Source organism: Burkholderia gladioli (assembly GCF_000959725.1).
GTDB classification, from domain to species: domain Bacteria; phylum Pseudomonadota; class Gammaproteobacteria; order Burkholderiales; family Burkholderiaceae; genus Burkholderia; species Burkholderia gladioli.
Genome location: NZ_CP009322.1, coordinates 623,620 through 650,382 on the forward strand (window position 1 = coordinate 623,620; position 26,763 = coordinate 650,382).

The 26,763-nt window shown below is 69.4% G+C and carries 24 protein-coding genes; 15 read left to right on the forward strand and 9 right to left on the reverse strand.

Going from position 1 to position 26,763, the window contains the following annotated elements:
* Positions 1-317 precede the first annotated feature (317 nt).
* Positions 318-1,148: a helix-turn-helix transcriptional regulator gene (locus tag BM43_RS03580; protein WP_036056831.1), complete on the reverse strand. Its 831-nt coding sequence runs from the start codon at positions 1,146-1,148 to the stop codon at positions 318-320.
* 138 nt (positions 1,149-1,286) lie between these two features.
* Here BM43_RS03580 and BM43_RS03585 point away from each other — a divergent pair, with 138 nt between their 5' ends.
* The 4 genes from BM43_RS03585 (at position 1,287) to BM43_RS03600 (ending at position 5,183) form a co-directional block, all read left to right on the forward strand.
* On the forward strand, positions 1,287-2,123 hold the full coding sequence (locus BM43_RS03585) for a carbon-nitrogen hydrolase family protein (protein WP_036056830.1): 837 nt from the start codon (positions 1,287-1,289) through the stop codon (positions 2,121-2,123).
* A 321-nt stretch (positions 2,124-2,444) separates the two neighbouring features.
* Positions 2,445-3,797: an APC family permease gene (locus BM43_RS03590; protein ID WP_036056829.1), complete on the forward strand. Its 1,353-nt coding sequence runs from the start codon at positions 2,445-2,447 to the stop codon at positions 3,795-3,797.
* A gap of 150 nt (positions 3,798-3,947) precedes the next feature.
* Complete coding sequence (locus tag BM43_RS03595; RefSeq protein WP_036056828.1) at positions 3,948-4,574, forward strand: LysE family translocator; 627 nt, start codon at positions 3,948-3,950, stop codon at positions 4,572-4,574.
* Between the two features lie 189 nt (positions 4,575-4,763).
* The gene (locus tag BM43_RS03600; protein WP_036057393.1) at positions 4,764-5,183 is read left to right on the forward strand and encodes an H-NS histone family protein; all 420 of its coding nucleotides are present in this window, start codon (positions 4,764-4,766) and stop codon (positions 5,181-5,183) included.
* Between the two features lie 91 nt (positions 5,184-5,274).
* On the opposite strand, the gene BM43_RS03605 is transcribed toward BM43_RS03600, so the two are convergent.
* Positions 5,275-6,258: a LysR substrate-binding domain-containing protein gene (locus tag BM43_RS03605; RefSeq protein ID WP_080742246.1), complete on the reverse strand. Its 984-nt coding sequence runs from the start codon at positions 6,256-6,258 to the stop codon at positions 5,275-5,277.
* A gap of 186 nt (positions 6,259-6,444) precedes the next feature.
* On the opposite strand from BM43_RS03605, the gene BM43_RS03610 reads away from it, so the two are divergent.
* From BM43_RS03610 to BM43_RS03620, 4 genes are read left to right on the forward strand one after another with little or no spacing between them, the layout of a single operon-like run.
* The gene (locus tag BM43_RS03610; protein ID WP_036056825.1) at positions 6,445-7,104 is read left to right on the forward strand and encodes an RraA family protein; all 660 of its coding nucleotides are present in this window, start codon (positions 6,445-6,447) and stop codon (positions 7,102-7,104) included.
* 27 nt (positions 7,105-7,131) lie between these two features.
* Positions 7,132-7,269, forward strand: a complete 138-nt coding sequence (locus BM43_RS40140) for a hypothetical protein (protein ID WP_230676451.1) — start codon at positions 7,132-7,134, stop codon at positions 7,267-7,269.
* Complete coding sequence (locus BM43_RS03615) at positions 7,266-8,492, forward strand: pyridoxal phosphate-dependent aminotransferase (protein WP_230676450.1); 1,227 nt, start codon at positions 7,266-7,268, stop codon at positions 8,490-8,492. Before BM43_RS40140 ends, BM43_RS03615 begins: the two co-directional genes overlap by 4 nt.
* 38 nt (positions 8,493-8,530) lie before the next feature.
* Entirely contained in the window at positions 8,531-9,349 is an 819-nt protein-coding gene (locus BM43_RS03620; RefSeq protein ID WP_042286264.1) for an alpha/beta fold hydrolase, read from the forward strand.
* 157 nt (positions 9,350-9,506) lie between these two features.
* Here BM43_RS03620 and BM43_RS03625 read toward each other — a convergent pair whose 3' ends face one another.
* On the reverse strand, positions 9,507-10,025 hold the full coding sequence (locus BM43_RS03625; RefSeq protein ID WP_036035152.1) for a metal-dependent hydrolase: 519 nt from the start codon (positions 10,023-10,025) through the stop codon (positions 9,507-9,509).
* Between the two features lie 272 nt (positions 10,026-10,297).
* Here BM43_RS03625 and ggt point away from each other — a divergent pair, with 272 nt between their 5' ends.
* Positions 10,298-12,019 (forward strand): gamma-glutamyltransferase, encoded by a 1,722-nt coding sequence (ggt, locus tag BM43_RS03630; protein WP_088555559.1) that lies wholly within the window; start codon positions 10,298-10,300, stop codon positions 12,017-12,019.
* Positions 12,020-12,122: 103 nt separating this feature from the next.
* Here ggt and BM43_RS03635 read toward each other — a convergent pair whose 3' ends face one another.
* The 4 genes from BM43_RS03635 to BM43_RS03650 all read right to left on the reverse strand — a co-directional run bounded on the left by BM43_RS03635 (position 12,123) and on the right by BM43_RS03650 (position 15,467).
* Complete coding sequence (locus BM43_RS03635; RefSeq protein WP_036056823.1) at positions 12,123-13,022, reverse strand: dihydrodipicolinate synthase family protein; 900 nt, start codon at positions 13,020-13,022, stop codon at positions 12,123-12,125.
* A 1-nt stretch (position 13,023) separates the two neighbouring features.
* A complete protein-coding gene (locus BM43_RS03640; protein WP_052409276.1) occupies positions 13,024-13,359 on the reverse strand; it encodes a hypothetical protein in 336 nt (111 codons plus the stop codon).
* A gap of 120 nt (positions 13,360-13,479) precedes the next feature.
* The gene (locus BM43_RS03645; protein ID WP_036056822.1) at positions 13,480-14,373 is read right to left on the reverse strand and encodes a LysR family transcriptional regulator; all 894 of its coding nucleotides are present in this window, start codon (positions 14,371-14,373) and stop codon (positions 13,480-13,482) included.
* A gap of 191 nt (positions 14,374-14,564) precedes the next feature.
* Positions 14,565-15,467, reverse strand: a complete 903-nt coding sequence (locus BM43_RS03650) for a LysR family transcriptional regulator (protein WP_036056821.1) — start codon at positions 15,465-15,467, stop codon at positions 14,565-14,567.
* Positions 15,468-15,607: 140 nt separating this feature from the next.
* Between BM43_RS03650 and BM43_RS03655 the strand changes: the two genes are divergently transcribed.
* The 3 genes from BM43_RS03655 to BM43_RS03665 all read left to right on the forward strand — a co-directional run bounded on the left by BM43_RS03655 (position 15,608) and on the right by BM43_RS03665 (position 18,098).
* On the forward strand, positions 15,608-16,609 hold the full coding sequence (locus BM43_RS03655; protein ID WP_036056820.1) for an MDR/zinc-dependent alcohol dehydrogenase-like family protein: 1,002 nt from the start codon (positions 15,608-15,610) through the stop codon (positions 16,607-16,609).
* Positions 16,610-16,687: 78 nt separating this feature from the next.
* The gene (locus BM43_RS03660) at positions 16,688-17,182 is read left to right on the forward strand and encodes a cupin domain-containing protein (protein WP_013689767.1); all 495 of its coding nucleotides are present in this window, start codon (positions 16,688-16,690) and stop codon (positions 17,180-17,182) included.
* Positions 17,183-17,276: 94 nt separating this feature from the next.
* The gene (locus tag BM43_RS03665) at positions 17,277-18,098 is read left to right on the forward strand and encodes a hypothetical protein (RefSeq protein WP_036056819.1); all 822 of its coding nucleotides are present in this window, start codon (positions 17,277-17,279) and stop codon (positions 18,096-18,098) included.
* Between the two features lie 98 nt (positions 18,099-18,196).
* On the opposite strand, the gene BM43_RS03670 is transcribed toward BM43_RS03665, so the two are convergent.
* Entirely contained in the window at positions 18,197-19,618 is a 1,422-nt protein-coding gene (locus BM43_RS03670; protein WP_174490200.1) for a glycosyltransferase family 9 protein, read from the reverse strand.
* Between the two features lie 322 nt (positions 19,619-19,940).
* On the opposite strand from BM43_RS03670, the gene ppk2 reads away from it, so the two are divergent.
* On the forward strand, positions 19,941-20,879 hold the full coding sequence (ppk2, locus tag BM43_RS03675; protein WP_036035734.1) for a polyphosphate kinase 2: 939 nt from the start codon (positions 19,941-19,943) through the stop codon (positions 20,877-20,879).
* Between the two features lie 239 nt (positions 20,880-21,118).
* Entirely contained in the window at positions 21,119-22,702 is a 1,584-nt protein-coding gene (gene ilvA / locus BM43_RS03680) for a threonine ammonia-lyase, biosynthetic (RefSeq protein WP_042286273.1), read from the forward strand.
* A 60-nt stretch (positions 22,703-22,762) separates the two neighbouring features.
* On the opposite strand, the gene BM43_RS03685 is transcribed toward ilvA, so the two are convergent.
* Positions 22,763-23,353: an IMPACT family protein gene (locus tag BM43_RS03685; RefSeq protein WP_036056818.1), complete on the reverse strand. Its 591-nt coding sequence runs from the start codon at positions 23,351-23,353 to the stop codon at positions 22,763-22,765.
* A 485-nt stretch (positions 23,354-23,838) separates the two neighbouring features.
* On the opposite strand from BM43_RS03685, the gene BM43_RS03690 reads away from it, so the two are divergent.
* The gene (locus BM43_RS03690; protein WP_036056817.1) at positions 23,839-26,718 is read left to right on the forward strand and encodes a type VI secretion system Vgr family protein; all 2,880 of its coding nucleotides are present in this window, start codon (positions 23,839-23,841) and stop codon (positions 26,716-26,718) included.
* Positions 26,719-26,763 lie beyond the last annotated feature (45 nt).

The window sequence follows — 26,763 nt, forward strand, 5'->3', positions numbered from 1 at the left end:
CGCGGCGGGCGCGGCGCCGGCGCCCTGCCGGCTCGGCGCGCCGCGGGGCGGCGAAGCGAAAACGTCAAGTTTGCCAGAGCCGCGGCCCGGTTGCCGGGGGCCGGATCGGAGCAGGAGAGAGCGAGGCGATGGCAGGCGCCGGCGAGGGCGGGCAGGATGGTCATGGGGGTGAAGATGGGGGCCCAGCGCGGGTTCGCAAGCCTGCCGAGAATTCTCTGCGCAGCGCGGAGAGAATTCGACCGCCCGTGCCTGCGTGTCTCGTCAAGGGGTTTGCTGGCCGGCGCGTCGCTTCGTCCCCGAGCCGGTGGAGCCGCCCCTTACCGCCCCGGCTCGTAGAACAACGCGAACAATTCAGACTGCGAACTGACGCCGAGCTTCGCGTAGATATGCTTCTTGTGGGCGCGCACGGTCTCGAACGAGATGGCCAGGCGCTCGGCGATCGCGCGGGTGGAGAAGCCGCTCAGGCTCAGCCGCACCACCTCGACCTCGCGCGCCGTAAGCGGAGCATGGCCGCGCTGCTGGACCACGCGCTCGAAGTGCTCGGCATAACCCGCTTCGTCGGGCGCGGCCGGGGCAAGTCCGGCCGCCTCCGCCGGCCCCGCGTGCTGGCCGGCTCCGGTAAAGCTTTCGTAAGGCAGGCGCTGGCGCATCAGCGCGATCACCCAGGGCGCCACCACCGCGAACAGCGCCAGGTCGCGCTCGCCGTAATGGCGCGTGGCGCCCAGCGAGAAGATCAGCGTGTGGCGCTCGTCGATCGCGTGGTTGAACTGCACCTCGTCGCCGATGATGTTGCGCTTGAAGTAGCGCTGGTAATAATCGGTCATCCGGAAGTTGTCCGGCGCCACCGACTCGAGCGTGACCAGGCCCGAGGCGGGCCGCTCGCAGGCCGCGATATAGAAGGGATCGAGCTGGTAGAGCGCGCCCAGGTAGTCCTGGAACATCTGGTCGACGGTGCCGTCGGGCATCGGCGATTCGGCGCACACCAGCGGCGCGCGCTCGCGCGCGAACAGCATGCCGACCCAGTTGTCGAAGGGCACGAAGCGCTGCAGCACGCGGGCCAGGCGGGTCCAGAAGTCGGGGCTGTCGAGCGCGTCGATCAGCGTGGCGACGTGGTGATGGAACGCGAGATCCCGCCAGTCGAGTTCCATGTGTCCTCCGATCGTGGTACCCCAGGTGGGGAATTCCTGGACAAAAATAACGTCCCGATAATAGCGCCACGCCGCCGCGTCGAGCGGTGGCGCAATGCGAGCGCGAGTCTATCGGCCCGCAATACTGGAGGCAAGCAGATGCAAATTGAACTCGCCCAGATCCCGGTCGTCGACGGTCACGTCGCCCCGAATCTGGCCCGTGTCACCGAGGTGATCGGCGCCCGGCGCGACGGCACCGACCTGATCGTATTCCCCGAAACCACCCTGACCGGTTTCCCCACGCGCGAGAACGTGCGCGAGCTGGCCGAGCCGCTCGCGGGTCCCTCGATCGCCGCGGTGCGCGAGGCCGCGCGCGCGGCCGGCGTGGGCGTGGCGGTCGGTTTCGCCGAGCGCGACGGCGAGCGCTTCTTCAACACCACGGTGCTGGTCGACGCGCAGGGCGAGATCGCGCTGCGCTACCGCAAGACCCATCTGTGGGCCTCGGACGTCGGCGTGTTCGAGCCGGGCGACCGTTATGCCGTCTGCGAATTCAAGGGGCTGACGGTGGGCCTGCTGATCTGCTACGACATCGAGTTCCCGGAGACGGCGCGCGCGGTGGCCTCGCTCGGCGCCGACCTGCTGATCGTCACCAACGGCAACATGGAGCCGTTCGGCCCGGTGCACCGCCGCGCGATCGTGGCACGCGCGATGGAGAACCAGATGTTCGCCGCGCTGGTGAACCGCGTCGGCAGCGGCGACGACGACCTCAGCTTCCCCGGAGAATCGGCGCTGATCTCCCCGTCGGGCGACGTGCTCAGCGAGCTGCACGGCGAGGACGCGGTGCTGTGCGCCACGCTCGATCCGGCGCTCCTGGCCGCCAGCCGCGAGCATTACAGCTACCTGCACGACGCGCGCGTGCGGCTCGAGTTGCGCGAGGATCCGGCCGGCGATGCCGAGCCCCACGCGGGACGCGGCCGCGTGATCCGCGCGCGCTGAGTTGCGCTGAACCGCGCCGGTTCGCGCCGGTGTTCCGATTCGCGCCGGCCCGCTGCCGCATGAACCGGGCCGCCCCGCATCACCCTGGCGCAGCACGCCTCGTCCCGCCATCCGCGGGCCGGGGCACCCGGCCCGCGTCCGCGCGGCCGGCCGGCGCGAACCCATCGCGCCGGGGCCGCGGCACCTGTCGTTTTCGCTTTCGCCTTCGTTTTCGCTGAACCCGCAGCATCCTGCCGCCGCCGTGCCATCGTGCGGTGCGGCGCCGTGCAACCTGGTGTATCGCATCCGGACGCGACGAGCGCGTCCATCGGAGACCCGACCATGACCTCATCCTCCCCGACCTCCGCCGCCGGGCACGCGCCGCGCCTGAAACGCACGCTCGGCCTGCCGTCGGTGCTGCTGTTCGGCCTGGCCTACATGGCGCCGCTGATCGTCTACGGCACCTACGGCGTGCTGGCCGGCGCGAGCCAGGACACCGCCGCGCTGGCCTACCTGCTGGCGCTGATCGCGATCGTGTTCACCGCGCTCAGCTACGGCAAGCTGGCGCGCCTGTTCCCGGTGGCGGGCTCGGCCTATACCTACACGCGCAAGACCTTCAACGCGCATCTCGGCTTCATGATCGGCTGGGCCACGCTGCTCGACTACTTCTTCCTGCCGATGGTGATCTGGCTGATCGGCGCGGCCTACCTGGTGGCGGCCTTCCCGTCGGTGCCCGCCTGGGTCTGGATCGTCGCCTTCATCGTGCTGACCAGCGCGCTGAACATCCTCGGCATCGAGCTGGCGAACCGCTTCAACATCGTGCTGATGATCGTGCAGCTGGTGATCGTCGCGCTGTTCGTGACGCTGTGCTGCCACTACGCGATCGCGGCGGCCGGCCCCGGCGGGCTGATGGCCGCGCAACCGTTCTTCAACGCCCATGTGCCGCTGTCGGCCACCATGGCGGGCGCGGCGATCGCGGCCTATTCCTACCTCGGCTTCGACGCGGTCTCGACGCTGACCGAGGAGACCGTCGATCCCGAGAAGACCATCCCGCGCGCCATCTTGCTGATCGCGCTGATCGGCGGCGCGATCTTCGTGATCGCGGCCTACACGCTGCAGCTCGCGCATCCGGGCGCGGTCTTCAAGGACCCGGATTCGGCCGCCTTCGAGATCGCCAGGAAGGTCGGCGGCGACATCTTCGTGTCGGTGTTCCTGGCGGGCCTGATCCTCGCGCAGTTCGCCTCCGGCATCTCGGCGCAGGCCAGCGTCGGCCGCCTGCTCTACGCGATGGGCCGCGACGAGGTGCTGCCGCGCCGCATCTTCGGCTACATCCATCCGCGCTTCCAGACCCCGGCGCTCAATATCGCCTTCGCCGGCATCATCGGCCTGATCGCGCTGAAGCTGGACGTGGCCACCTCCACCTCCTTCATCAACTTCGGCGCCTTCCTGGCCTTCACCTCGGTGAACCTGTGCGTGATGCGCCAGTTCTTCCTGATGTCGCCTCAGCAGCGCCGCTTTGGCTGGGTCGGCGGGCTGCTGTTCCCGGCGCTCGGCGCGATCGCCGATATCTGGCTGCTGGTCAGCCTGGAAAAAACGGCCCTGGTGCTGGGCGGGATCTGGTTCGTGCTGGGCCTGGTCTACCTCGGCTGGCTCACCCGGGGCTTCCGCCAGGCGCCGCCGGAAATGGCGGTGTGAACCGGCGGCCCGGCGGTTCGTGCCGAGGCGCCGGGCCGCGCCGCTTGCCGCCGTGCCGCGCGATGGCCTGCGCGGCCTTACAATCGAGGCCGCGCGTCCGCCGCGCCACCGTCCCGCCGGGGGCGGCCGAACTCCGCCCCGGAGGCGCAAGTGCTTGACCTGTCGACGCTCGGTACCTTCATCGTGATCATGTTCGGCCTGTTCCTGGTGCCGGGGCCGGCCGTGCTGCTGGTGCTCTCGCGCACCGCTCAGGGCGGCCGGCGCGCCGGCGTGATGACCAGCATCGGCGTGGCGATCGGCGATTTCGTCCACACCCTCGCGGCGGCGGCGGGCCTTTCGGCGCTGCTGATGACTTCCGCGCTGGCCTTCAACGCGGTCAAGTACGTGGGCGCGGCCTACCTGTTCTACCTGGGCTGGCGCGCATGGCGCGCGCCCGCGGCCGACACGCGGCTGCCCGAGCTGGCCGGCGTCACGCCAGGGCGGGCCTGCCTGCAGGCGATCCTCACCGAGCTGCTCAACCCCAAGACGGCGCTGTTCTTCATCGCCTTCCTGCCGCAGTTCGTCCATCCCGAGCGCGGCCATGCCTTCGCGCAGTTCATCGAGCTGGGCCTGCTGTTCGCGGTGTTCGGCGCGCTCTATACCTCGTTGCTGGTGCTCACGCTGCGGCCGCTGCGCCATGTGCTCGGCAGGCTGCCGCTGCTGCGCCGCCTGCAGGGCAAGCTGATCGGCGGCATGCTGATCGGGCTCGGGCTCAAGGTCGCCGCGCAGAGCCGCTGAGCGCGGCCGGCGCCTCGCGGGAGCCATCAGGGCCGGGCAGGGCAGGGTCGGATGCATGGGGGCGGTCCTATGCAATATCAGTCCCGTCCGATATCGCTCGTGGAGCGATATGTCTACCATTCGTCGGTTTTGGCGGTGCCGGCCCGCAATGCGGCCGGCGCCTCGATGCCTGTCGAAGGAGCCCAGCCCGTGATCGAGAAATTCGAGCAGTTCAAGCAGCGGATCGCCACCATCCAGCAGCAACTCGACGACGAGAAAAGAACCGCGGCCGCCGGCGTGCTGGCCGATATCCGCGAGTGCGTGCGCCTGTTCGGCCTGACGCCGCGCGATATCTTCGGCGATGCGATTGCGGCGCCGCGCCGGCAGCGCGCCCCGAAGTACTGGGATCCCGTCTCGGGCCGCACCTGGAGCGGCATTGGTCGGGAGCCGGCCTGGATCAAGGGACGGGATCGCGCGGCCTTCGCGCTCGATCGAAGCGGCAGCGAACCCGACGACGAAGCCGAGGCGGTGGTGGCGCCGGCTCGGACCGAGCCTGACGCGGCAAAGCCTGCCGCCAAGCGCCGCGGCGCCGCGCCGGCCTCGGCCAAGCGCGCAACGCGCCAGCGCTGAAGCGGGGGGCGCGGGCCGGCCTGGCTTTCGCTCCGGCCGCATTCATGCCAGCGCCCGCGCCGCAGCCAACCGAAGCCCGGGCGTTCACTCCCTAGCCGTTCGCCACGGCCTTCCGCTTCGCAAGCCTTCCTCTCGTCCCATCAGCGGCTCGCTCGGCCGTCCCCACCTTCGCGCCCGTCCTTTCCGCCCATTCCCGCATCGCCTCCACCATCGGATGATGCCGGCTCGCATCCCAGGCGAGCGCGGCCGTCACCACCATCACGCGCTCCTTGAGCGGACGCACCACCACGTTGTCCGGCGCCAGCCGGCGCATCGAGGCCGGCACCAGCGCGACGCCCTGGCCGCAACTGACATAGGCCACCTGCGAAGCCACCGAGCGCACCTCGTGCAGGACGCGCGGCGCGAAGCCGTGTGAACGGCACTCGGCCACCAGCCGGTCGAAATACACCGGGCTGACCTGCCGCGCCGACATCACCAGCGCTTCGTCGGCCAGCGAGCGCAGCCGCACGCGCGACAGCGCGGCGAGCGGATGCGTCTTCGGCAGCGCCACGGCGAGCCGGTCCTCGGCCAGCGGCAAGGTGGCGATGCGCGAGGCGCCGAGCTCGCCCTCGAGCCGCACGAAGGCGAGGTCGAGCTCGCCGGATTCGAGCGCCGGCACCGCCTCGGCGCTGTCGATCTCGCGCACGAACACGCTCACCTGCGGATGCGAGCGCTTGAGCGCGGCCAGCGCGGCGGGCACCGTGTCGAGCATAGCCGAGGTGATCGCCCCCACCTGCAGAACGCCCGATTGCCCGGCCGCCACCTCGCGCACCACGCGCTCGAGCCGTTCCACCTGGTCGGCGAACTGCCTCACGGCCGGCAGGATCGCCGCGCCGGCGGGGCTCAGCTGCGTGCCGCGCCGCGAGCGTTCGAACAACTGCAGCTTCAGCGACTGCTCCAGCACCTTGATCTGCTCGGTCAGCGGCGGCTGGGACATGTTCAGGCGCGCCGCGGCCCGGCCGAAATGTTTCTCCTCGGCCACGGCGAGAAACATCCAGAGCTGGCGGATCAGGCGGAAATCGAGGCTCGGGTTCATCGGGCGGTTCCTGGCGGTGACGAGAAGGGAAGAAAGGGCGCGAAGGCTTCGCCGATTATCGCGCCGGGGCAGGGCAGGCGAGCCGCCCGCGCTGATCCGGAAATCGTATCAGGCAGATACGAAACCGCGATTGGCCATATCAGCGGCGATCCGCGAGGATGTGGACCTTTCCAGGGAACCGCCGCCATGTCCGCCGCCAGCCTGCTCGACCGTCTTGCCTCGCTCGACACCAATACCGTTTCCGACGCGCTCGATTTCCTCGGCCTGCCGGGCGCCACCTACGGCCTGCGCCCGCTGTGGGACTGCCCGAAGATCGTCGGCCGCGCCAGCACGGTGCAACTCGGCCCGAAGACCGACGCGGCGCCGGGCCTGCACCTGATCACGCCGGTGGTCGAGGCGATCGACAGCGACGAGCGCATCCTGGTGATCGCGGGCGGCCTGGAGGGCATTTCCTGCTGGGGCGACATCCTCGCCAATGCCGCCAGCATGAAGCGCGTGCGCGGTTCGATCATCGACGGCGCGAGCCGCGACATCGAGGGCAGCGAGGCGATCGGCTATCCCGTCTACGGCCGCGGCGTGACCATGATCAGCGCGCGCAACCGCGTGGTGCAGCTCGACGCGGGCAAGCCGGTGAAGATGGCCGGCGTCACCGTCGAGCAGGACGACTACGTGATCGCCGACCGCTGCGGCAGCGTGTTCGTGCCGGCCGCGCACATCGAGGCGGTGCTGTCGCTGGGCGAGCACATCGTGCGGCGCCAGGACGGCATGGTCGCCGCGGTGCGCGCCGGCCGCTCGGTGGCCGAGGTGATGCACGACCAGCAATTCGAGGCGATCCGCGCGTCCTGAGCCGCCTTTTCATTCGAGGAGAGATCGATGACGAATCCGCAACGCGCCAGGGGCGCTTGTCCCGAGGATCGCGAACTGGTGGCCTGCTTCGCCGGGCTCGACACGCCCGCCGTGTCCGACGCGCTGGACCCGCTCGGCCTGTCGCAATGGAGGGCCGCGCGATGAAGCCGGAACCGATGCGCCACGACCGCCTCAATCGTCATCTCGCCCAGGCCCGGCCGTCGGCGACCTATCGCGTGATGGACCGCGTCGCGGCACGGCGCGCCAGCGGCGCGTCGATCGTCTCGCTCTGCGCCGGCGAGCCCGATTTCGATACGCCGGCCCATGTGCGCGAGGCGGCGATCGAGGCGATCCGCGCCGGCCACACGCGCTACACGCAGGTGGCGGGCCTGCGCGCGCTGCGCGAGGCGATCGCCGCGAAATTCGCGCGCGAGAACGGGCTCGACACGCACTGGCGCCAGACCCTGGTCGGCAACGGTGGCAAGCAGGTGATCCACAACGCGCTGGCCGCCACGCTGAACGAAGGCGACGAGGTGATCGTGCCCGCGCCCTACTGGGTCAGTTATCCGGAGATGGTGCAGTTGTGCGGCGGCCGGCCGGTGATCGTGCCTTGCGGGGCCGAACAGGGCTACAAGCTGACGCCGGCCGCGCTGCATGCCGCCATCACGCCGCGCACGCGCTGGCTGATCCTGAATTCGCCGTCGAACCCGACCGGCGCCGTCTATCGGCGCGAGGAACTGGAGGCGCTGGCCGACGTGCTGCTCGCGCATCCGCAGGTGCTGGTGCTGTCCGACGACATCTACGAGCACCTGGTCTTCGACGGTGTCGAATTCGCGACGCTGGCCGCGCTCGCGCCGCGCCTGCGCGAGCGCGTGCTGACCATGAACGGCGTGTCCAAGGCCTATGCGATGACCGGCTGGCGGATCGGCTTCTGCACTGGGCCGGCCTGGCTGATCGAGGCGATGGAGACCCTGCAGGGGCAGCAGACCTCGGGCGCCTGCTCGATCTCGCAGCACGCGGCGCTGGCGGCGCTCAGTGGCCCGCAGGACTTCATCGTGCAAACGCGCGGCGTGTTCCAGCGGCGGCGCGATCTGGTCGTGGCGCGGCTGGACGCGGCGCCGGGGCTCGCCTGCGCTCGGCCGCAAGGCGCGTTCTACGCCTTCGCGTCCTGCGCCGGGCTGATCGGCAGGACCACGCCGCGCGGCACGCGGCTCGACAGCGACGAGGCGGTGGTCGACGCGCTGCTCGACGAAGCGGGCATCGCGACCGTGCACGGCAGCGCCTTCGGCCTGGGGCCGGCGATCCGGATCGCCTACGCGCTCGACGACGCCTCGCTCGCGCGGGCCTGCGAGGCGATCGCCGGATTCTGCGCTTCGCTGTCGGACTGAGCCGCCACATCCAGGCAGGCATGCAAGGAGGAGATTCGATGCAACAGACATTCCAATCGTCGCGATGGGCCTTCGAGATCGACGGCACCGCGCTCGAGATCGCCGCGCTCCATCGCGACGGGCAACGGGAGCCGATCCTGTTCCTGCACGGCTTCGGTTCGACCAAGGAGGACTACGCGGATCTCGTGCTGGATCGCGCCTTCGATGGGCAGCCGTTCCTCGCCTACGACGCGCCGGGTTGCGGCGAGACCTTCTGCGCCGACCTGGGCAAGCCCTCGATCCCGTTCCTGGTCGAGACGGCGCTGGCGATGCTCGATCGTGCCGGGTTCGCGCGCTTTCACCTGGTCGGGCATTCGATGGGCGGCCTGACCGCGTTGATGCTGGCCGATCGCTGCCCCGGGCGCGTGATCAGCTTCGTCGACATCGAGGGCAATATCGCGCCGGAGGATTGTTTCCTGAGCCGGCAGATCGTCGAGCATCCGCGCGCCGACGCGCGTCGGTTCTTCGACGATTTCATCGAGCGTGCGCGCCATGCGCCGGCCTATGCCGGCGCGCTCTATGCGAGCAGCCTGCGCCACAAGGTGCGGGCCGAGGCGGTGCCGGGCATCTTCCGCTCGATGGTCGAGCTGTCGGATCACGGCGGGCTGATGACGCGCTTCGTGGGCCTGCCATGCCCGACCATGTTCATGTACGGCGAGCAGAACGCCTCGCTGTCCTACCTGGACGCAATCGAGGCGCGCGGCGTGACGCTGGCCGAGATTCCGCGCTGCGGCCATTTCCCGATGTATTCGAATCCGGCCGGGATGTGGCAGCGGATCGCCGCGTTCCAGCGGCAGGCGGTGGCAGGGGGGCGGTGAGGTAGGGTGGCGCGTGCAGGCCGACATGATCGATGCGAATCGGCCATGTCGGGCTTGTCGTTGCGGCGCTGATCCTCGCGCGATGCGAGGCCGGCATGGGCCATGTCCGGCACGGCGCTCGCCGACGGCAGCCTCGCCATCGCCGAGCCCCTCGGCCTCAGGCCATCCTCAACCAATGCAGCCAGTGCTCGAGCAGCGCATCGCGCTGCCAGGCCGCCTGCGCGACCCACAGCGCGCCGATCCAGGCCGCCGCGACGACGATCAGGTCGCAGCGCCCGCTCTTCCACCAGTTCAGCGAATGCCGCTGCAGGATCCACGGCACGCCGAGCGGATTCGGCCAATCCGCCAGCAGATGCATGAGCCCGCCGCAGGCGAAGCCGAACAGCGGCGGCGCCCAGGGATGCAGCGCGCTAAGCGAGCGATCGGCGAACCACAGCAGGGCGATCCATCCCAGGCCCCAGTGCGTGGCGGTGCGATGCTTGATCCACAGCCGGCGCTTGCGCGACCACCATGCCACCTCCAGCCAGTCGGGCGCCGTGCCGCCGGCCACGCCGGCCGCGAACGCGGCGAAGCTGCCGACGTGCCAGGGCCCGGCGGCGCCCGCCTGCCAGACGAGCGCGGCGGCGATCAGGCCGGCGGCCCAGCCGGTGGCGTGATGGGCATTGTGTGAGGCCATGCGGGAGGCGATCGCGAGGTTGCGCTGCAAAAATTCTGGGGCGCCATCATCTCAGATCGACACGCGATATGGCGCATCTGCGACGGAATATTTCTCTGCGCGCAGCAATTGCATCTAACGGCTCGGAACCCGCGCGGGGCCGGGCTCGCGCATCGAAAGTTGCATTGCACCATCGGCACTCGGCGCATTTTTTTCGAGTGTCGGACCATGCTATAAGCGGCGGGACGGCCTTACTTTTCAGCCCGCCAGGGCAACCTCGTGAGGGATGCGCAATGATCGTTTCGTTCCATCGTGTCAGGATTTCCGTGCTCGCGGCCTGTGTCGGCGTCGCGGTTGCCGGCTTCGTTCCCAATGCGCCGGCGCTCGCCAAGTCTTCGTTGCACGCGCAACTAACTGGCTCGGCGGTGGCGGTCGCCGACAAGTACAGCGCCGATGCGGCCGAGAAGATCTTCAAGCAGGGCGGCAATGCGGTGGACGCGGCGGTGGCGATCGCGTTCACGCTGGCCGTGACCTATCCGGAGGCCGGCAACATCGGCGGCGGCGGATTCATGACGCTCTATGTCGACGGCAAGCCCTACTTCCTGGACTATCGCGAGCGCGCGCCGCTGGCCGCCACCAAGGACATGTACCTCGACCGCGATGGCAACGTGATCAAGGGCATGAGCCTGTACGGGCCGCGCGCGGTGGGCGTGCCCGGCACGGTGGCCGGCATGTGGGAGGCGCAGAAGCGCTTCGGCAAGCTGAAGTGGCAGCAGGTGCTGGCGCCGGCCATCCACTACGCGAAGGACGGCTTCGTGGTGGACGAGCAACTGGCCCAGCGCGGCGTCGACGCGTCCAAGGAGTTCGACGGCAAGACCAACTTCGACAAGTTCTTCGCCGGCATGAAGGCCGGCACCAACTTCAAGCAGCCGGACCTGGCCGCGGTGCTGCAGCGGATCGCCTCGCAGGGCGCCAAGGGTTTCTATGAAGGACCGACCGCCGAGAAGATCGCCGCCGCGATGCAGCCCGGCAACGGCCTGATCACCACCGAGGACCTGGCGCAGTACAAGGCCGTCTGGCGGCAGCCGGTGGAGGCCAACTGGAACGGCTACCGCGTGATCACGGCGCCGCCGCCGAGCTCGGGCGGGGTGGGCCTGGTGCAGTTGCTGAAGATGAAGGAGGATCGCGCGGCCGACTTCAAGGGCGTGCCGCTGAACTCGGCGCAGTACGTGCATCTGGTGGCCGAGATCGAGAAGCGCGTGTTCGCCGATCGCGCCCAGTACCTCGGCGATCCGGACTTCTACAAGGTGCCGGTCGCGCAACTGACCGACGACGCCTATCTCGCCAAGCGCGCGGCCGAGGTCAACCCCGACACGCCGTCCGACACCAAGAGCGTGCAGCCGGGGCTCGGCACCTCGATGCCGGAGAAGGCGGAAACCACGCACTTCTCGGTGATCGACAAGTGGGGCAACGCGGTGTCGAACACCTACACCATCAACGGCTATTTCGGCTCGGGCGTGGTGGCCGAGGGCACCGGCATCGTGCTCAACGACGAGATGGACGACTTCTCGGCCAAGCCCGGCGTGGCCAACATGTTCGGCGTGGTGGGCAGCGACGCGAACGCGATCGAGCCGAAGAAGCGGCCGCTGTCGTCGATGTCGCCGACCATCCTCACCAAGGACGGCAAGGTCTCGCTGGTGATCGGCACGCCGGGCGGCTCGCGCATCTTCACCTCGATCTTCCAGGTGATCACCAACGTCTACGACTTCGGCATGCCGCTCAAGGAGGCGGTCGGCGCGTTCCGCTTCCATCACCAGCTGCTGCCGCCGAACACGATCTTCTGGGAGCCGTATCACCCGATCACCGGCGAGCTGGCCCAGCAGATCGAGGCCAAGGGCTACACGCTGAAGGGGCAGGATTTCAGCGGCGACATCCAGGTGATCCGGGTCGACGGCAAGTCGCCCGAGGCGGCCGCCGATCCGCGCGGGCGCGGCGTCACGCGCGTGATCCGCTAAGGGCGCGCGGGCCCGCGAAGGCCCGCGCAAGCGCGAAGCCGCCCGGCGCGTCGGGCGGGGTGGCGGCGGGCCGATCCCGCCGCCCCGTTCGCGTTGGCGGTGCTCAGTGCAGCGGGCTGGCGGCCGGCGCCGTCAGCCATTCGGCGCGCAGCCGCTCCAGCGTGCCGTGCACGCGCCGCAGCTCGGCCACCAGTTGCGGCGAGGCCGGCGTGATCGGCATGCGCACCTCGGCCGTCATGTCGTGCGAGAAAGCCAGCATGGCCTTGATCGCGGCCGGGTTCGGCGCCGAGAACAGCAGGCGGATCGCCGGCTGCATCGCGTCGAACAGCGTCTGCGCCTCGGTCACGCGGCCGACCTCGTACAGGCGCTGCACTTCCACGAACAGGTCCGCGCCGACATGCGCGCTGGCCAGCACGCCGCCCGAGCCGCCCGCGGCCAGGCAGTCGAGAAACGCGCCGTCGGTGCCGCACAGCACGTCCAGCGGCAGGCTGTCGAGCGCATCGAAATGCGCGGGCACGCATTCCTTGATCCCGACGATGTTGAGGTGACGCGTGAGCTGGCGCACCGTCGACGGCTCGATCGTCACGCCGGTGCGATGGGGCACGTCGTAGAGCATCACCGGCCGTCGCGTATGCAGCGCGACCTGGCCGAAGTGCCAGAGCACGCCGGCCTGGTTCGGGCACAGATAGGCCGGCGGCGAGACCAGGTAGCCGGCCACCTCCCATCGTTCGAGACGATCGATCTCCTCGAGGAAGGCGCGCGTGTCGAAGCCGCCCACGCCGACGAACACCGGCAGTCGGCCGGCCGCCACGTCGAGGATCGCCTGCAGCGCCGCGGCGCGCTCGACCTCGCTCAGCAGCGCCGCCTCGGCCGTGGTGCCGAGCGCGACGAAGCCGGCGATGCCGCTGTCGAGATAGGCGGCGGCCAGCGCGCGCAGCGCGTCGAGATCGACGCGGCCGGCGCGCAGCGGCGTGACCAGCGGGACCCAGATGCCTTTGAGCATGTCAGTGCTCCCGGCGGATCGACGAAGCGGCGGGCGCGGCCAGCAGCGAGCGCGTGATGGTGCCGATGGTCGCTTCGTCGAGCGTCGCCATCAGCAGGTCGAGCAGCGCGTGCATGTCGTCGGGCGCGGTGACCAGGCTCAGGTGGATCGCGCGGCGCGTGGGCCGGGCCTCGACCAGGTGGCTGGCCAGCGGCGAGCGCAGCAGGGTGGCGAGCTGCGCGTCGCGGTCGTGCCGCGTGAGGGCGATCCGCACCACGGCCTGGGCCGGCCGGGGCACGCGGATCGAGGGGGAAGGGGAGCGTTGCAGCGAGGGCGAGACAGCCTGGATATGGCGCATGCGATGGTCGTTGACCCGGAACGGGTAGGGAGGACGACATCAGCGTAGCGGGCCGCGCGTAAATCCCGCGTAAAAAGTGCGGGCGGATCCGTAAACCACGCGCCGCGCGCCGCGCGTGGTTCAGGCCTGCCAGCCGTTCGCCACGCACTGCTCGACCACCTCGACGAACACGCGCTTGAGGACGCTGCCGTCGTCGAGCCAGATCAGGCCGAGCGGGGCGCGATAGCTGGGCAGCGCGAGCGGCAGCGCCACCACGTTGTGCGGCACGGCGGCGGCCGCCTCGGCCGGGATCAGGCCGATGCCGAGGCCGGCGGCCACCAGCGCCAGCATGGTGGTGTATTCGCCGAGCTCGCGCGCGATGTCGAGCGTGACCTGCTGCGCGCCGAGCGCGACCAGCAGCGCGTCGAAGAAGCCGGGCGCGTAGCGGCGCGCCAGCACGAAGGCGGGCTGGCCGCGCAGCGCGGCCGGCTCGATGCGGCGCCGGCGCGCGAACGGATGCGAGGCCGGCACCGCCACCACGAAGGATTCCTCCATCACCACCCGCGAGTTCAGCCCGCTGGCCGCGATCGGCAGGCGCGCCAGGCCGAAGTCGAGCGTGCCGCCGTGCAGCGCCGCGATCTGGTCGGGAGTGGGCATGTCCTTCAGCTCCAGCGCGATGCGCGGGTAGCGCGCGTGCATGGTGCGGATCAGCGTCGGCAGCAGTTGCGGCAGCACCGAGGAGACGAAACCGAGCCGCAGCGTGCCGATCTCGCCCTGCGCCGAGAGCCGCGCCACCTGCGCCGCGCGCGCGGCCTGCTCGAGCGTGGCGCGCGCCTCGGGCAGGAACAGGCGGCCCGCCTCGGTCAGCGCGACCTTGTGGCGGTCGCGGTCGAACAGGCGCACGCCGAGGCCGGTCTCGAGCGTCTTGATCTGCATGCTCAGGGCCGGCTGCACGATGCACAGCCGCTCGGCGGCGCGGCCGAAATGCAGTTCGTCGGCGAGCGCGACGAAGGCACCGAGGTGTTTCAGTTCCATGGCGGACGGCTCCCGTGCGGCGCATCGGCCGCTGTCATCAGCGTGGATGATAACAATGGACGGGCAGCGGCGAAGCCTGGATCAGGCGGGAATCGCGGAGGACGCGGTCATGCCTCGATGAACGGCTCCGGCAGCGGCGGGCTGGTCATCGGCCGGCATGATCACGACGGGGCGCCGTCACGCCGCCGGCTTCAGCGCCTCGCGCGTTCGTCGCTCGCGAAGATCTCCACCAGGAAGTCGATCAGCACGCGCACGCGCATCGGCACGCGCCGGCCGGCGGCATGCACGAGGTGGATCGGCAGGGGTTCCGGTTGCAGCCTGGGCAGCAGCACCTGCACGCGGCCGGCGCGGATCTCGTCCTCCAGCAGCCACAGCGGCGCCTGCGAGATGCCGAGCCCGTTCACCACGGCCGCGCGCACGTGTTCCGCGTCGCCGGTCAGCAGCGAGCCGCGCGGCCGGTAGGACAGCGCCTCGCGCCCGACCCGCAAGGCCCAGGGATAAGGCTCGCGATCGCGCGAGAACACGATGCAACGATGCGCGTCGAGATCGTCGAGGCGCACGGGCGTGCCGTGCGCGGCGAGGTAGTCGCGGCTGGCGGCGAGCACCAGCGCGGTCTCGCCGAGCCGGCGGGCGATCAGCGAGGAATCGACCAGCTTGCCGTGGCGGATGGCCAGGTCGATGCCCTGGCCGACCAGGTCCACGTTGCGCTCCGATACCGACAGCTCGACCGAAACCTCCGGATGGCGCGCGAAGAACTCGGGCAGGCGCGGCGTGATCCAGAGCCGGCCGTGACCCGGCGCGGTATTGAGCCGGACCAGCCCGCGCGGCGACTGCTGGCGCTCGCCGACCGAGGATTCCACCGCATCGAAATCCTCCACCAGTTGCCGCGCCGATTCGTAGAAAGCCTGGCCGGCATCGGTGACGGCAATGCGGCGCGAGGTACGCAGCAGTAATTGCGCGCCCAGGTGGCGTTCGAGCGCCGCGATCTGCTTGCTGACGGCCGGCTGGCCGATGCCTTCCTCGCGCCCGACGGCGGAGAAGCTGCCGCGTTCGACGAGGCGGACGAACAGGCGTATCGCATCGAGACGGTCCATGGGGGGCGGTGATCTATTCCAGAGTGGAATCGATGATATGTCGCCGGGCGACGTTTTCGCAATCGATGAAAAGGCCCAGGCTACGGGTTCGTCGTGCCGGCCAAGGCACGCGCCACCCACCAGGAACAGGAGCGGCATCGATGAAGGCGATTTGCGTGACCCCCGAGCGGACCCTGGAAGTCCGCGACATCCCCAGCCCGGCCGAGGCGGCGCCGGGCCATTTGCTGGTCGACATGGAGGCCTCGGCGATCAATCACGGCGACAAGACCTTCCTGCGCCTGCCGAACGCCGCGGGCGCCGGGCTGCCTGCCGTCGGCCAGGGCGTGTGGGGGGCGTCGGGCGCGGGCACGGTGCGCGCGATCGGCGCCGGCGTGCCGGCCGACTACCTCGGCAGGCAGGTGGCGATCTACCGGTCGCTCACGCGCAGCGCCGAGACCATCGGGCTCTGGAGCGAGCAGGCGCAGGTGCCCTGGACGAGCTGCCTGATCCTGCCGCAGACGGTGCGCGCGCGCGATTACTGCGGCTCGCTGGTGAACGTGATGACGGCCCATGCGTTCCTGGAGGAAATCGTCGCGGCCGGCCATCGCGGCGTGATCGTCACGGCCGGCAATTCGGCCACCGGGCGCGCGCTCGGCGCGCTGGCGCGGGCCCGCAAGCTGCCGGCGATCCTGCTGGTGCGTCATGCCGAGGCGGCCGAGGCGCTGCGCCGCGAAGGCGAGCCGCATGTGGTCGCGGCCGGGGAGGGCTTGGTCGACACGCTCGCGCCGCTGGCCGAGACGCTCGGCGCCACGGCCGTGTTCGACGGCGTCGGCGGCGCGCTGGCGAGCGCGCTCGTGCCGGCCCTGCCGATGCATTCGACGCTCTACGCCTACGGCTTCCTCGATCGCGCGGCGCCGTTCTCGATCCCGACCTCGCTGCTGATGATGAAGGACCTCACCCTCCGCCGCTTCAGCAATTTCGAGAGCGCCACGGTGCGTGAGCCGCAACGGCTGGCGGCCGCCTTGCGCGCGCTGGAGGCGGTGATCGGCGATCCGGTGTTCCGCACGCGGCTCGGCGAGGCTTTCGCCTACGAGCACGTCGAGCAGGCGATGGCGCTGGAGGCGCCCGAGGGCCGCAAGGCGATCCTGCTGGCCCGCGCCTGAGCTGACGAGGCGGTTGCCGATGGACAGGGCGGCTCGCGCATGGTGTCATGTGGGCCTCCCGCCCACTGGAGCCCCACGATGTCACGCCCTGAATTCATCAAGCACTGGACCGAACTCGAAGGTGCCGACGACCAGCACTACCCCGGCGACAGCGAATTGATGGGGATTGGCGCGCCGCTCGCGCGCAAGCTCGGCCTCGAGCGCATCGGCATTCATCACGTGCGCCTGCTGCCGGGGCGGCGGACGTCCTACCCGCACGCGGAAAGCACCGAGGAGGAGTTCGTCTATGTGCTGGAAGGCACGCCCGATGCCTGGATCGACGGCCATCTGCATCGGCTCGAACCCGGCGATGCGGTCGCCTTCCCGGCGGGCACCGGCATCTGCCACAGCTTCCTCAACAACACGGCCGAGGAGGTGCGCCTGATGGTGATCGGCGAGCCCGCCAAGGACGACAACCGGATCCGCTACCCGCTCAACGAGGCGCACCAGGCCAGGCGCCCCGACGGCTGGACCGACTGGCCGACGCGCGAACTCGGCCCGCACGACGGCAAGGCGCGCGTCGAATCGAAGTGAGGCGGGGGCCGGCCGACGCCGCCTTCCCGCAAGGGCCGATCGGGCGCCCGGCCACGCTATCATTGGCGCCCCGTTTCCAGAGTCAAGCCGTATCGTGCCAGCCATCCCGTCCTTCCTGCCCCGTCTGCTGGCCGTCTGCGCCTGCGCTTGCGTCTGCCTGCCGGCCCTGGCGCATGCCGCCGCGCAGGATTCGGCCGCGTCGTCCGAGCCGGCCGCTTCCCCGGCGTCCTCTGCCGCCCGTCCTGCCGGCGCGCAGCCCTTCGTCGGCGATGACGCGCTGGCGGTGCGCGACGCGCTCGCCAAGGCGAAGCTCGATACCGGCAAACCCTCGCTGAAGGAACACGCCCGCGAATGGCTGCACGCCGTGGCCAGGCAGCCTACCGACGAACCGGCGCTCAAGCCGCTCGGGCTCGATCGCACGCTGCGCTTCGTGATCCCGGTGAGCTACGGCATTCTCTATCGCGCGAAGCGGCACCAACTGAGCGTCGATCTCGACCTCTCCAGCGAGGCGACGCCCGACACGATCCTGCTCAGGAAGGCCATCAGCGGGCCGCGCGGACGGCGGCTGGTGGTGGCCGCCGAGGCCAAGGCCAAGGGCTATATCCAGCACATCGACATCATCGAGATGGATCCGGGCAAGGCCAGGCAGACGGCGGTGCGCGCCCAGGTGAGCGTCGCGCCGTCCGACTTCGCCGCCGCCGGCGACGACGGCGGCTTCGCGATCGTGCTGCTGGCCGAGCTGGCGCCGCCCTACCTGAGCGAGCGCAGCGAACACAGCGACCCGAGCAACGAGGAGCCGACCGACATCACCACCCGCACCTCGACGCTACATGCGCAGGTGCAGGCGGTGTGGCTGGTCAATACGAAGACGGGCGCGGTGCTGACCCGCAAGCTGCGGCTGTCCAGTTCGAAGTAAGGCGGCCGGGCGCCGCCGCGGCGCCTTCCGGTGCCTGCGCGCGCGTATCGAAACGCTCGCGCGCCGCTGCGCGTTTCAGCCCAGCCGCGGCTGCCGGCTCAGATCACCTCGTCGCGCAGCCAGTTCACGATCTCCTCGAACACCGGCGCCCAGTGGCCGGTCTCGCGCTGGCGCAGCACGGTTACGCCCGGCAGCCAGGGCGTATCGCGCCCGCGGCTGCCCCAGCGCCAGTCGCCGGCCTGGTTGAGCGGCACGCAGGTGCGCGCGCCCAGCAGCGCGGCCAGGTTGGCGACCGCCGAATCGACGGCGATCACCGCGTCGAGTTCCTGGATGCAGGCGGCGGTATCGGCGAAATCCTCGATATCGGGCGCGTAGTGGCGCATGCCGCGCGGCAGCCCGCCGGCCAGCGCCTCGCCGCTCGGGTGGTGCAGGCTGACGAATTGAATGCGCTCGGCCAGCGCGGGATGCGCCACCAGCCGCTCGATCTCGACGCGCGGCAGGCTGCGCAGGCCGGCCCAGCAGCGGATCGTGCTGCCCAGCTCGGGCCGGTGGCGATGCGCGCAGTCGTAGCAGAGGCCGACCAGCTTGCGGCCCGGCGCGGCGGCGCGCATCCGCCGGGCCCACAGCGCGGCGTCGCGCGCGCGCTCGGGCGGCACGCGCAGATAGGGCTCGAAGCGGCCGCGCGGCTGCGCTCGGGCCGCGTCGAGCAGGGGCAGGTGCAGCAGGGTGGCATGCAGGTCGGGAGCGAAGACCTCGAATTCGCGGCGCAGCGCCTCGTCATCGGGCCAGGGTTCGGCCTGCGTCAGCGGGCGCGGCGCATCGATCACGCGGCACTCGGGCAGGGAGGCGCGCAGCAGCGGCAGCAGCGGCTTGTCGCAACTGATCATCAGGCGCGCGCCGGCCTGCAGCCAGTCGCGCGCGGCCGCCAGCATCAGTAGCTGATCGCCGAAACCGAGCTGGTGGGTGACGAGCACGCGCCGGCCCGAGGGATCGCCGCCGTTCCAGGTCGGCAGGCTCGCGGGGCGGTAGCTGCCGCTCGAATTCGGATCCTCGTTGCGATGGAGCCAGTTGGCGAAACCCTGCGGCTTGCCCTGCCTGAGCTGCGCGTCGCCCAGGCGATGGGCGGCCAGGCTGGCGATGGCGGTGTCGCCGGCGGCGACGGCCTGCCGCCGGGCCTCGTCGAGCCGCGCCGCGCCGGCCTCGGGATCGCCCGCCATGCACAGTTCGTAGCCGAGCCAGCTCTCGAAATCGCGGCGGCGCGAGCGCAGGCCATCCTGGTGGCGGCGCAGCATCTCGGCGGCTTCGCGGTGCAGGCCACCCAGCGAGAGCGCCAGCGCGCGCATCTCCACGAAGTCGAGCGCGAGCGGGTCGATCAGCAGGGCGCGGTCGGCCCAGGGCAGCAGTTCGTCCTCGCGCCGCTGGGCGATCAGGCGCTCGCAGATCTCGCGAAGGAAGGGCGGGATGGCCGGCGCCGCCGGCTTGGCGAGCGGCACGGGTTCGGCGGATGACTTGCTCGGCACGGTGCGCATCGTGGGCAGGTGCGGCTCTCTCGGGTTCCGGGGCGGTTTGCTGTTCTGCTCGGGGCTGGCGCGGCCCGATGTGGAATCGGGCCGGATACATTCCTCAGTGTAGAGAATCCCGGGCCGATCCGCGAGAGGCGAGCCCGCCGGCCGCCAAAATCCCGTCGCCGTGCGCCCAGGCCACCGCCCTGGCCGCCACTGCCGGCCGCCATCCCTGCGTCTCCACGCCATCCCGTCCTTCGGCCCGAATTAATGCATCTGACACGCAGCGCTGCGATAATCGGCGCACGAACGACTCTGACGTAGATACGGAGGCAGCACGATGAGCGAGAACCGACCCGAAGACCGAGACGCCGCCGAACTCGAGGCCGTCGAACGCCAGCGCCGTCTGGAAGAGGATCTGGTCGACGCGTACGACGAAGAGCTGGAAATGGAGCTCGACGACCGCCGCTTCGACGAGCCTGACACGATCTTCACCGCCGAACGCCGCGAGCAGCGCAAGCAGTACTTCCGCGAGCTGTTCCGTCTGCAGGGCGAACTCGTCAAGCTGCAGGACTGGGTGGTCAGCACCGGCCATCGCATGGTGGTGATCTTCGAGGGCCGCGACGCGGCCGGCAAGGGCGGCGCGATCAAGCGCATCACGCAGCGCCTGAATCCGCGCGTGTGCCGCGTCGCCGCGCTGCCGGCGCCGAGCAACCGCGAACGCACCCAGTGGTACTTCCAGCGCTACGTCGCGCACCTGCCCGCCGGCGGCGAGATGGTGCTGTTCGACCGCAGCTGGTACAACCGTGCCGGCGTCGAGCGCGTGATGAATTTCTGCACCGATGCGGAGTACGAAGAGTTCTTCCGCTCGGTGCCCGAGTTCGAGAAGATGCTGGTGCGCAGCGGCATCCAGATCGTCAAGTACTGGTTCTCGATCACCGACGAGGAGCAGGAAACGCGCTTCGAGGCGCGCATCCAGGATCCGCTCAAGCAATGGAAGCTGAGCCCGATGGACCTGGAAAGCCGCCGCCGCTGGGAGGCCTACACGGTCGCCAAGGAAGAGATGCTGGCGCGCACGCATATCCCCGAGGCGCCGTGGTGGGTGGTGCAGGCCGTCGACAAGAAGCGCGCGCGCCTGAACTGCATCGACCACCTGCTGAGCCTGGTGCCCTACCACGAGGTCGAGCGCGAGCCGGTCACGCTGCCCGAACGTGTCCACCACGAGGATTACCTGCGCCGTCCGACGCCGCGGGAAATGCTCGTCCCCGAGCGCTACTGAGTTTCGCCGCGCGCCGGGCGTGCCTGATCCAGGCTCGCCCGGCGCGGGGATTGACAAACGCGCCGGCATCCCGGATGCTTCCGCCCATGACACGTCACGCCTTCCCGATCGCGCACATTATTCACACCATTCATCGAATGGTGGGTTAGCGCGCGCAGGAAGCCGTCACGAAACCCGCCCCCGAGGCGGGTTTTTCGTATCCGTCTCCGGGCAAGCCCATCCCCAGCCAGGAGCGTTCGATGCTGTCGCCGTCCCGTCGCGGTCAGGAAACCGCCACCACCCCGTCCGCCGAAATCGCGTCGAGTGTCGATGCCTACCTGAAGAAGATCCTCACCTCGCGCGTCTACGACGTGGCGGTGCAGACCGCGCTGGAGCCCGCGCGCAACCTGTCCGCGCGCGTGAGAAATCGCGTCTATCTCAAGCGCGAGGATCATCAGCCTGTTTTCTCGTTCAAGCTGCGCGGCGCCTACAACCGCATGGCGCATCTGTCGGCCGAGGCGTTGGCGCGCGGCGTGATCACCGCCTCGGCCGGCAACCACGCCCAGGGCGTGGCCTTCTCGGCGGCCCGGCTCGGCGTGAAGGCGGTGATCGTGGTGCCGGTCACCACCCCGCAGGTGAAGGTGGACGCGGTGCGCGCGCACGGCGGGCCGACCGTGGAGGTGATCCAGGCCGGCGAGTCCTATAGCGACGCCTATGCCCACGCATTGACGGTGCAGGCGGAACGCGAATTGACCTTCGTCCATCCCTTCGACGACCCCGACGTAATCGCCGGCCAGGGCACCGTGGCGATGGAGGTGCTGCGCCAGCACCAGGGCCCGATCCACGCGATCTTCGTGCCGATCGGCGGCGGCGGCCTGGCGGCCGGCGTGGCCGCCTACGTGAAGGCGGTGCGGCCCGAGATCCGCGTGATCGGCGTGCAGGCGGCCGATTCCTGCGCGATGGCTCGGTCGATCGAGGCAGGGGAGCGCGTCACGCTCGGCGAGGTCGGCCTGTTCGCGGATGGCACCGCCGTCAAGCTGGTCGGCGAGGAAACCTTCCGCTTGTGTCGCGAACTGCTGGACGAGGTGATCACGGTCGACACCGACGCGTTGTGCGCGGCGATCAAGGACGTATTCCAGGACACGCGCAGCGTGCTGGAACCTTCGGGGGCCTTGTCGGTGGCGGGCGTGAAGCGTTATGCCGAACGCGAGGGCATCGAGGGCCAAACGCTGATCGCGATCACCTCGGGCGCCAACATGAATTTCGACCGGATGCGCTTCGTGGCCGAGCGCGCCGAGGTGGGCGAGGCGCGCGAGGCGGTGTTCGCCGTGACGATCCCCGAGGAACGCGGCAGCTTCCGGCGCTTCTGCGAGCTGCTCGGCGAGCGCAACGTGACCGAGTTCAACTACCGGATCGCCGACGCGCGCTCGGCGCATATCTTCGTCGGCGTGCAGATCCGCCGCCGCGCGGAACCGGCCGAGATCGCCGCGAATTTCGAGGCGCATGGCTTTCGCACCGCCGACCTGACCGACGACGAACTCTCGAAGGACCATATCCGCTACATGGTGGGTGGGCGCTCGCCGCTGTCGCGCGAGGAGCGGATGTTCCGCTTCGAATTCCCGGAGCGTCCCGGCGCGTTGATGAAGTTTCTGTCCTCGATGGCGCCGAACTGGAACATCAGCCTGTTCCACTACCGCAACCAGGGTGCCGACACCAGTTCGATCCTGGTGGGCCTGCAGGTGCCGGCGGCCGATCACGCGGCCTTCGATACCTTCCTGGCGACGCTCGGCTACCGGTTCCAGGAAGAGACCTCGAATCCGGCCTATCGCCTGTTCCTGGGCTGAGGGATCGGTTGCGCGTGCATCGAGATGCATGCTCGCGCAAGCACCTCGATGCCGAGCCGGTCATTCGAAGGCGGGAAACCCGGCGCGCCCCTGCGTGGCGTCGATCAGCGTGCTGCGCGCCGCTTCCACCTCGGTCACCGGCAGCTTGATGACGAGCTTCACGGTCATGCCGTAGGCGCTGTCGACGAGCTCGTGCCCGGCCTGCTCGATCCAGCGCCGCACGCGGGCCTCGTCGGGATAGCTCATCTCGATCGCGAGCCGCGTCATGGCGATGCGCTCGACACGTTGTGCATCGAGCAGCGCGCCGGCGATCGCATCGGTATAGGCGCGCACCAGGCCGCCCGCGCCGAGCTTCACGCCGCCGTAGTAGCGGATCACGGCGCCCAGCACGCCGTCGAGATCGTGGTGGCGCAGCACCTCCAGGATCGGCCGGCCTGCCGTGCCGGACGGCTCGCCGTCGTCGGACATGCCGGACTGGCCGCCCGCCAGCAGCGCCCAGCAGACGTGGGTGGCCGTGGCGTGCTCGGCGCGCAGCCGTTGCAGCTCGGCCATCGCGGCGTCGCGGTCGGCCACCGGAATCGCATGCGCGATGAAGCGGCTCTTGCGGATCTCGAGCTCGCAGGAGTAGGTGGTGGCGAGCGAGTAGGTCATGCGCGGGGGGATTGGAGGTCCATCGAAATCAACTGGTTGTTCCTTTTTTACCGCCTTTGGCATGAAGCGGGAGCGGGCCGGGAGGAATTTTACCGTGGCGGGTATCGAAGCGTGTCGATGGCTGCGCGGCAGAACCGCACGATCGGCCGGGATGTCCAGGCGCCCTGCTTGGGACTGAGAGTGGCGCCAAGGAGCGCGTTTGCGTATATGTTCGCGTGACGATCGATCGTCTGAATCGATTTCATGGCGCGCGGCTGACATAAATGATGACTTGGTAAGTTTTCCTTAAATGCGCCGATTCGAATGGAAATAATTTCCGCGAATTAAGCTAATTGAAAGTTTCTGAATCGGCATTTTAGATGACCACGTCGGTTCAATATCGTTTTTCACGGATCAGTTTGCTCTCGTGATGCAACTTTTTGTAGAATCGCGGCGCTTGTATTGAATGCGGGTGCAGTTAAAAGAACGGAAAAGGAAGGCGGGGCATGGGCGCACAGGATCTGATAAGTAGCTGGATGACAGGCGGCATCTCGCAGAACGATCGCCTGATAAGACTCGACACGCCGCTCGGTGCGGATCGACTGCTGCCGCAGCGCGTGGTGGGCCGCTCGCGGCTCGGACGCCACTTCGAATTCACCGTCGATGCGGTTTCCACCTCGGGCGGCGTCGAGTTGAAGACGCTGATCGGCGAACCGGTGACCCTCTGGATCCAGCAGGCCGACAAGTCGTATCAGCCGCATCACGGCTACGTGCATACCGCGCGCCGGCTCGGTTCGAACGCGGGGCTCACCAGTTACCAACTGGGCTTCACCTCGTGGATGCACTTCCTGCGATTCCGGCGCGACCAGCGCATCTGGCAGGATCGCAGCGCCGACGACATCATCACCGACGTATTCAACACGCATCCGCAGGCACAGGGCCTGTTCCAGTTCGCGCTCTCGAAGCCGCTGCCGCCGCGCTCGTATTGCCGGCAGGACGAGACCGACTGGAACTTCGTGCACCGCCTGCTCGAGTGCGAGGGGCTGTACGGCTTCTGGCAGCAGGCGCCGGACGGCAAGTCCCACACCCTGGTGATCACCGATCGGCTCGCGGCGCTCGATGCGATGCAGCCCGGTTCGGTGTCGTTCTATCGTGCCGGCACCGGCAGCGAGACCGATGCGCTGGTGCAATGGGCCGGCACGCGCACGCTGCAGAGCGCCACGCTGACTACCCGCACCTTCGACTACAAGAACCCGGCCTCCCCGCAGAACCCGAAGGGCACCAACGTGCCCACCATGCCGAACCAGGGTTCCCTGCCCGAGCAGGCCGAAGTCTACGAATATACCGGCGCCTATACCTACGGCGGTCAGGATCGCGGCGACCAGCTCTCCAAGATCCGCATGGAGGAATGGGAATCGCGCGCCAAGCGCTTCGTCGGCACGGGCAGCCTGCGCGGCATCGACGCCGGGCGGCGCTTCGTGCTGGACGGCCATCCCGAACACGATCGCGATCGTGCTAGTCAGCGCGAATTCGCCGTGATCGAGACGGCCTGGACGATCGCCAACAACCTGCCGATCGGCAAGCAGGACCACGCGTTTCCGCACAGCCTGCAGGCCGTGGTGGACGCCGCGCGCGCGAACCACGCCGGCGGCGGCGCGTTCGCGGTGCCGCACGCCGACGGCTCGGAAGGCTTCTACCTGACCGAGATCGAGGCGCAGCGCACCAGCGTGCCGTATCGCAGCCCCTTCGAGCACGACAAGCCCCAAACGCATCTCGAATCTGCGATCGTAGTTGGGCCGCCGGGCGAGGAAGTCCATACCGACGCGCTGAACCGCATCAAGGTGCGCTTCATCTGGGATCGCCAGAACGACGGCGACGAGCGTGCCTCGTGCTGGGTGCGCGTGGCGCAGTCCGACACCGGCAGCGGCTACGGCGGCGTGCACATGCCGCGGGTGGGCGAGGAGGTACTGATCGACCACATCGGCGGCGACTGCGACCGCCCGGTGGTGACCTCGCGGCTCTACAACGGCGCGGCCAAGCCGCAATGGCATTCGAACGGCCTGTTGTCGGGCTACCGTTCGAAGGAATACGGCGGCACCGGCTACAACCAGCTCGTGATGGACGACGCCACCGCGCAGAATCGCGTCCATCTGTATTCGAGCAGCTTCGATTCGCACCTGCACCTGGGCTACCTGATCGACCAGACCGGCAATACGCGCGGCGCGTTCCTCGGCAACGGTTTCGACCTCAAGTCGCAAGCCTACGGCGCGATCCGTGCCGGCCAGGGTTTGCTGGTGTCCACCCATGCCACCACCAGCCAGCCGCTCGACGCCGGCGAGGCCACCGAGCAGTTGGTCAATGCACACGGCATGATCGATGTCCTGTCGCAGGCGAGCGAGACGAGCCAGGCCGAGAGCCTGCAGGCCGGCCGCGATTCGCTGGCCGCGTTCCGCGACGCCACGCGCCGCAACGTGGCGCCCGAGGCGCGCGGCGGCAAGACGGGCGGCGGCGGCAGCGGCAGCGCGAACGGCTTCGGCAAGCCGATCCTGCTGATGGCGAGCCCGTCCGATCTCGGCCTGTCGACACAGCAGTCCGCGCAGCTCACGGCCGACCAGCAGATCAACCTGGTGAGCGGGCAGAACATCCATGTGGCGAGCGGCAAATCGCTGATCGCGAGCGTGACCGAGAGGATCAGCCTGTTCGTGCGCCAGGCCGGCATCAAGCTGTTCGCGGCCAAGGGCAAGGTAGAGATCCAGGCGCAGGCCGACGAAATGGCGCTCGCCGCGCTCAAGGACATCACGATAACCAGCAAGGACGGCAAGGTGGTGCTGACGGCTGCCAAGGAGCTGTGGATCGGCGCCGGCAATTCGTATATCAGGATCACGCCGAACGCGATCGAGAACGGCACGCCAGGGCAGATCACCGAGAAGTGCGCGTCGTGGGAGAAGCAGGGCGCGGCCGGCGGCAACCCGGCGCGGCAATCGTTCTTCGACAGCCAGAGCGAGCTGCAGTACAGCCAGCAGCTGATGCTCGACGAGGCGCTGCACAAGCCCGACGGCACGGCGATTCCCGTGAAGTACCAGTTCCGCGACGAGCTCGGCACCATCCTCGGCGCCGGCATGCTCGACGGCAGCGGCCAGACGCTGCGCGCGTTCACCGAGACGCCCACGCCGGTGCACGCGATCCTCGACATGAAGCAGGGCAAGTGGGAGACGCTGACGTACCAGGAGCCGTTCACGATGTTGAGCGACATGACCGACCGGGACAACGCGGGCGTGTTCGACTACGCCGATCACGACAACGTGGCCGAGGTGCCGGACGACGACGGACCGGACGAAGACGATGCGTCGCGGGCGGCCCCGGATGCGGAGCCGGCGGCGATCTGAGCGCATTCGCACGCGATCGCGGCGCCGGCAGGGCCGTGAACCAGA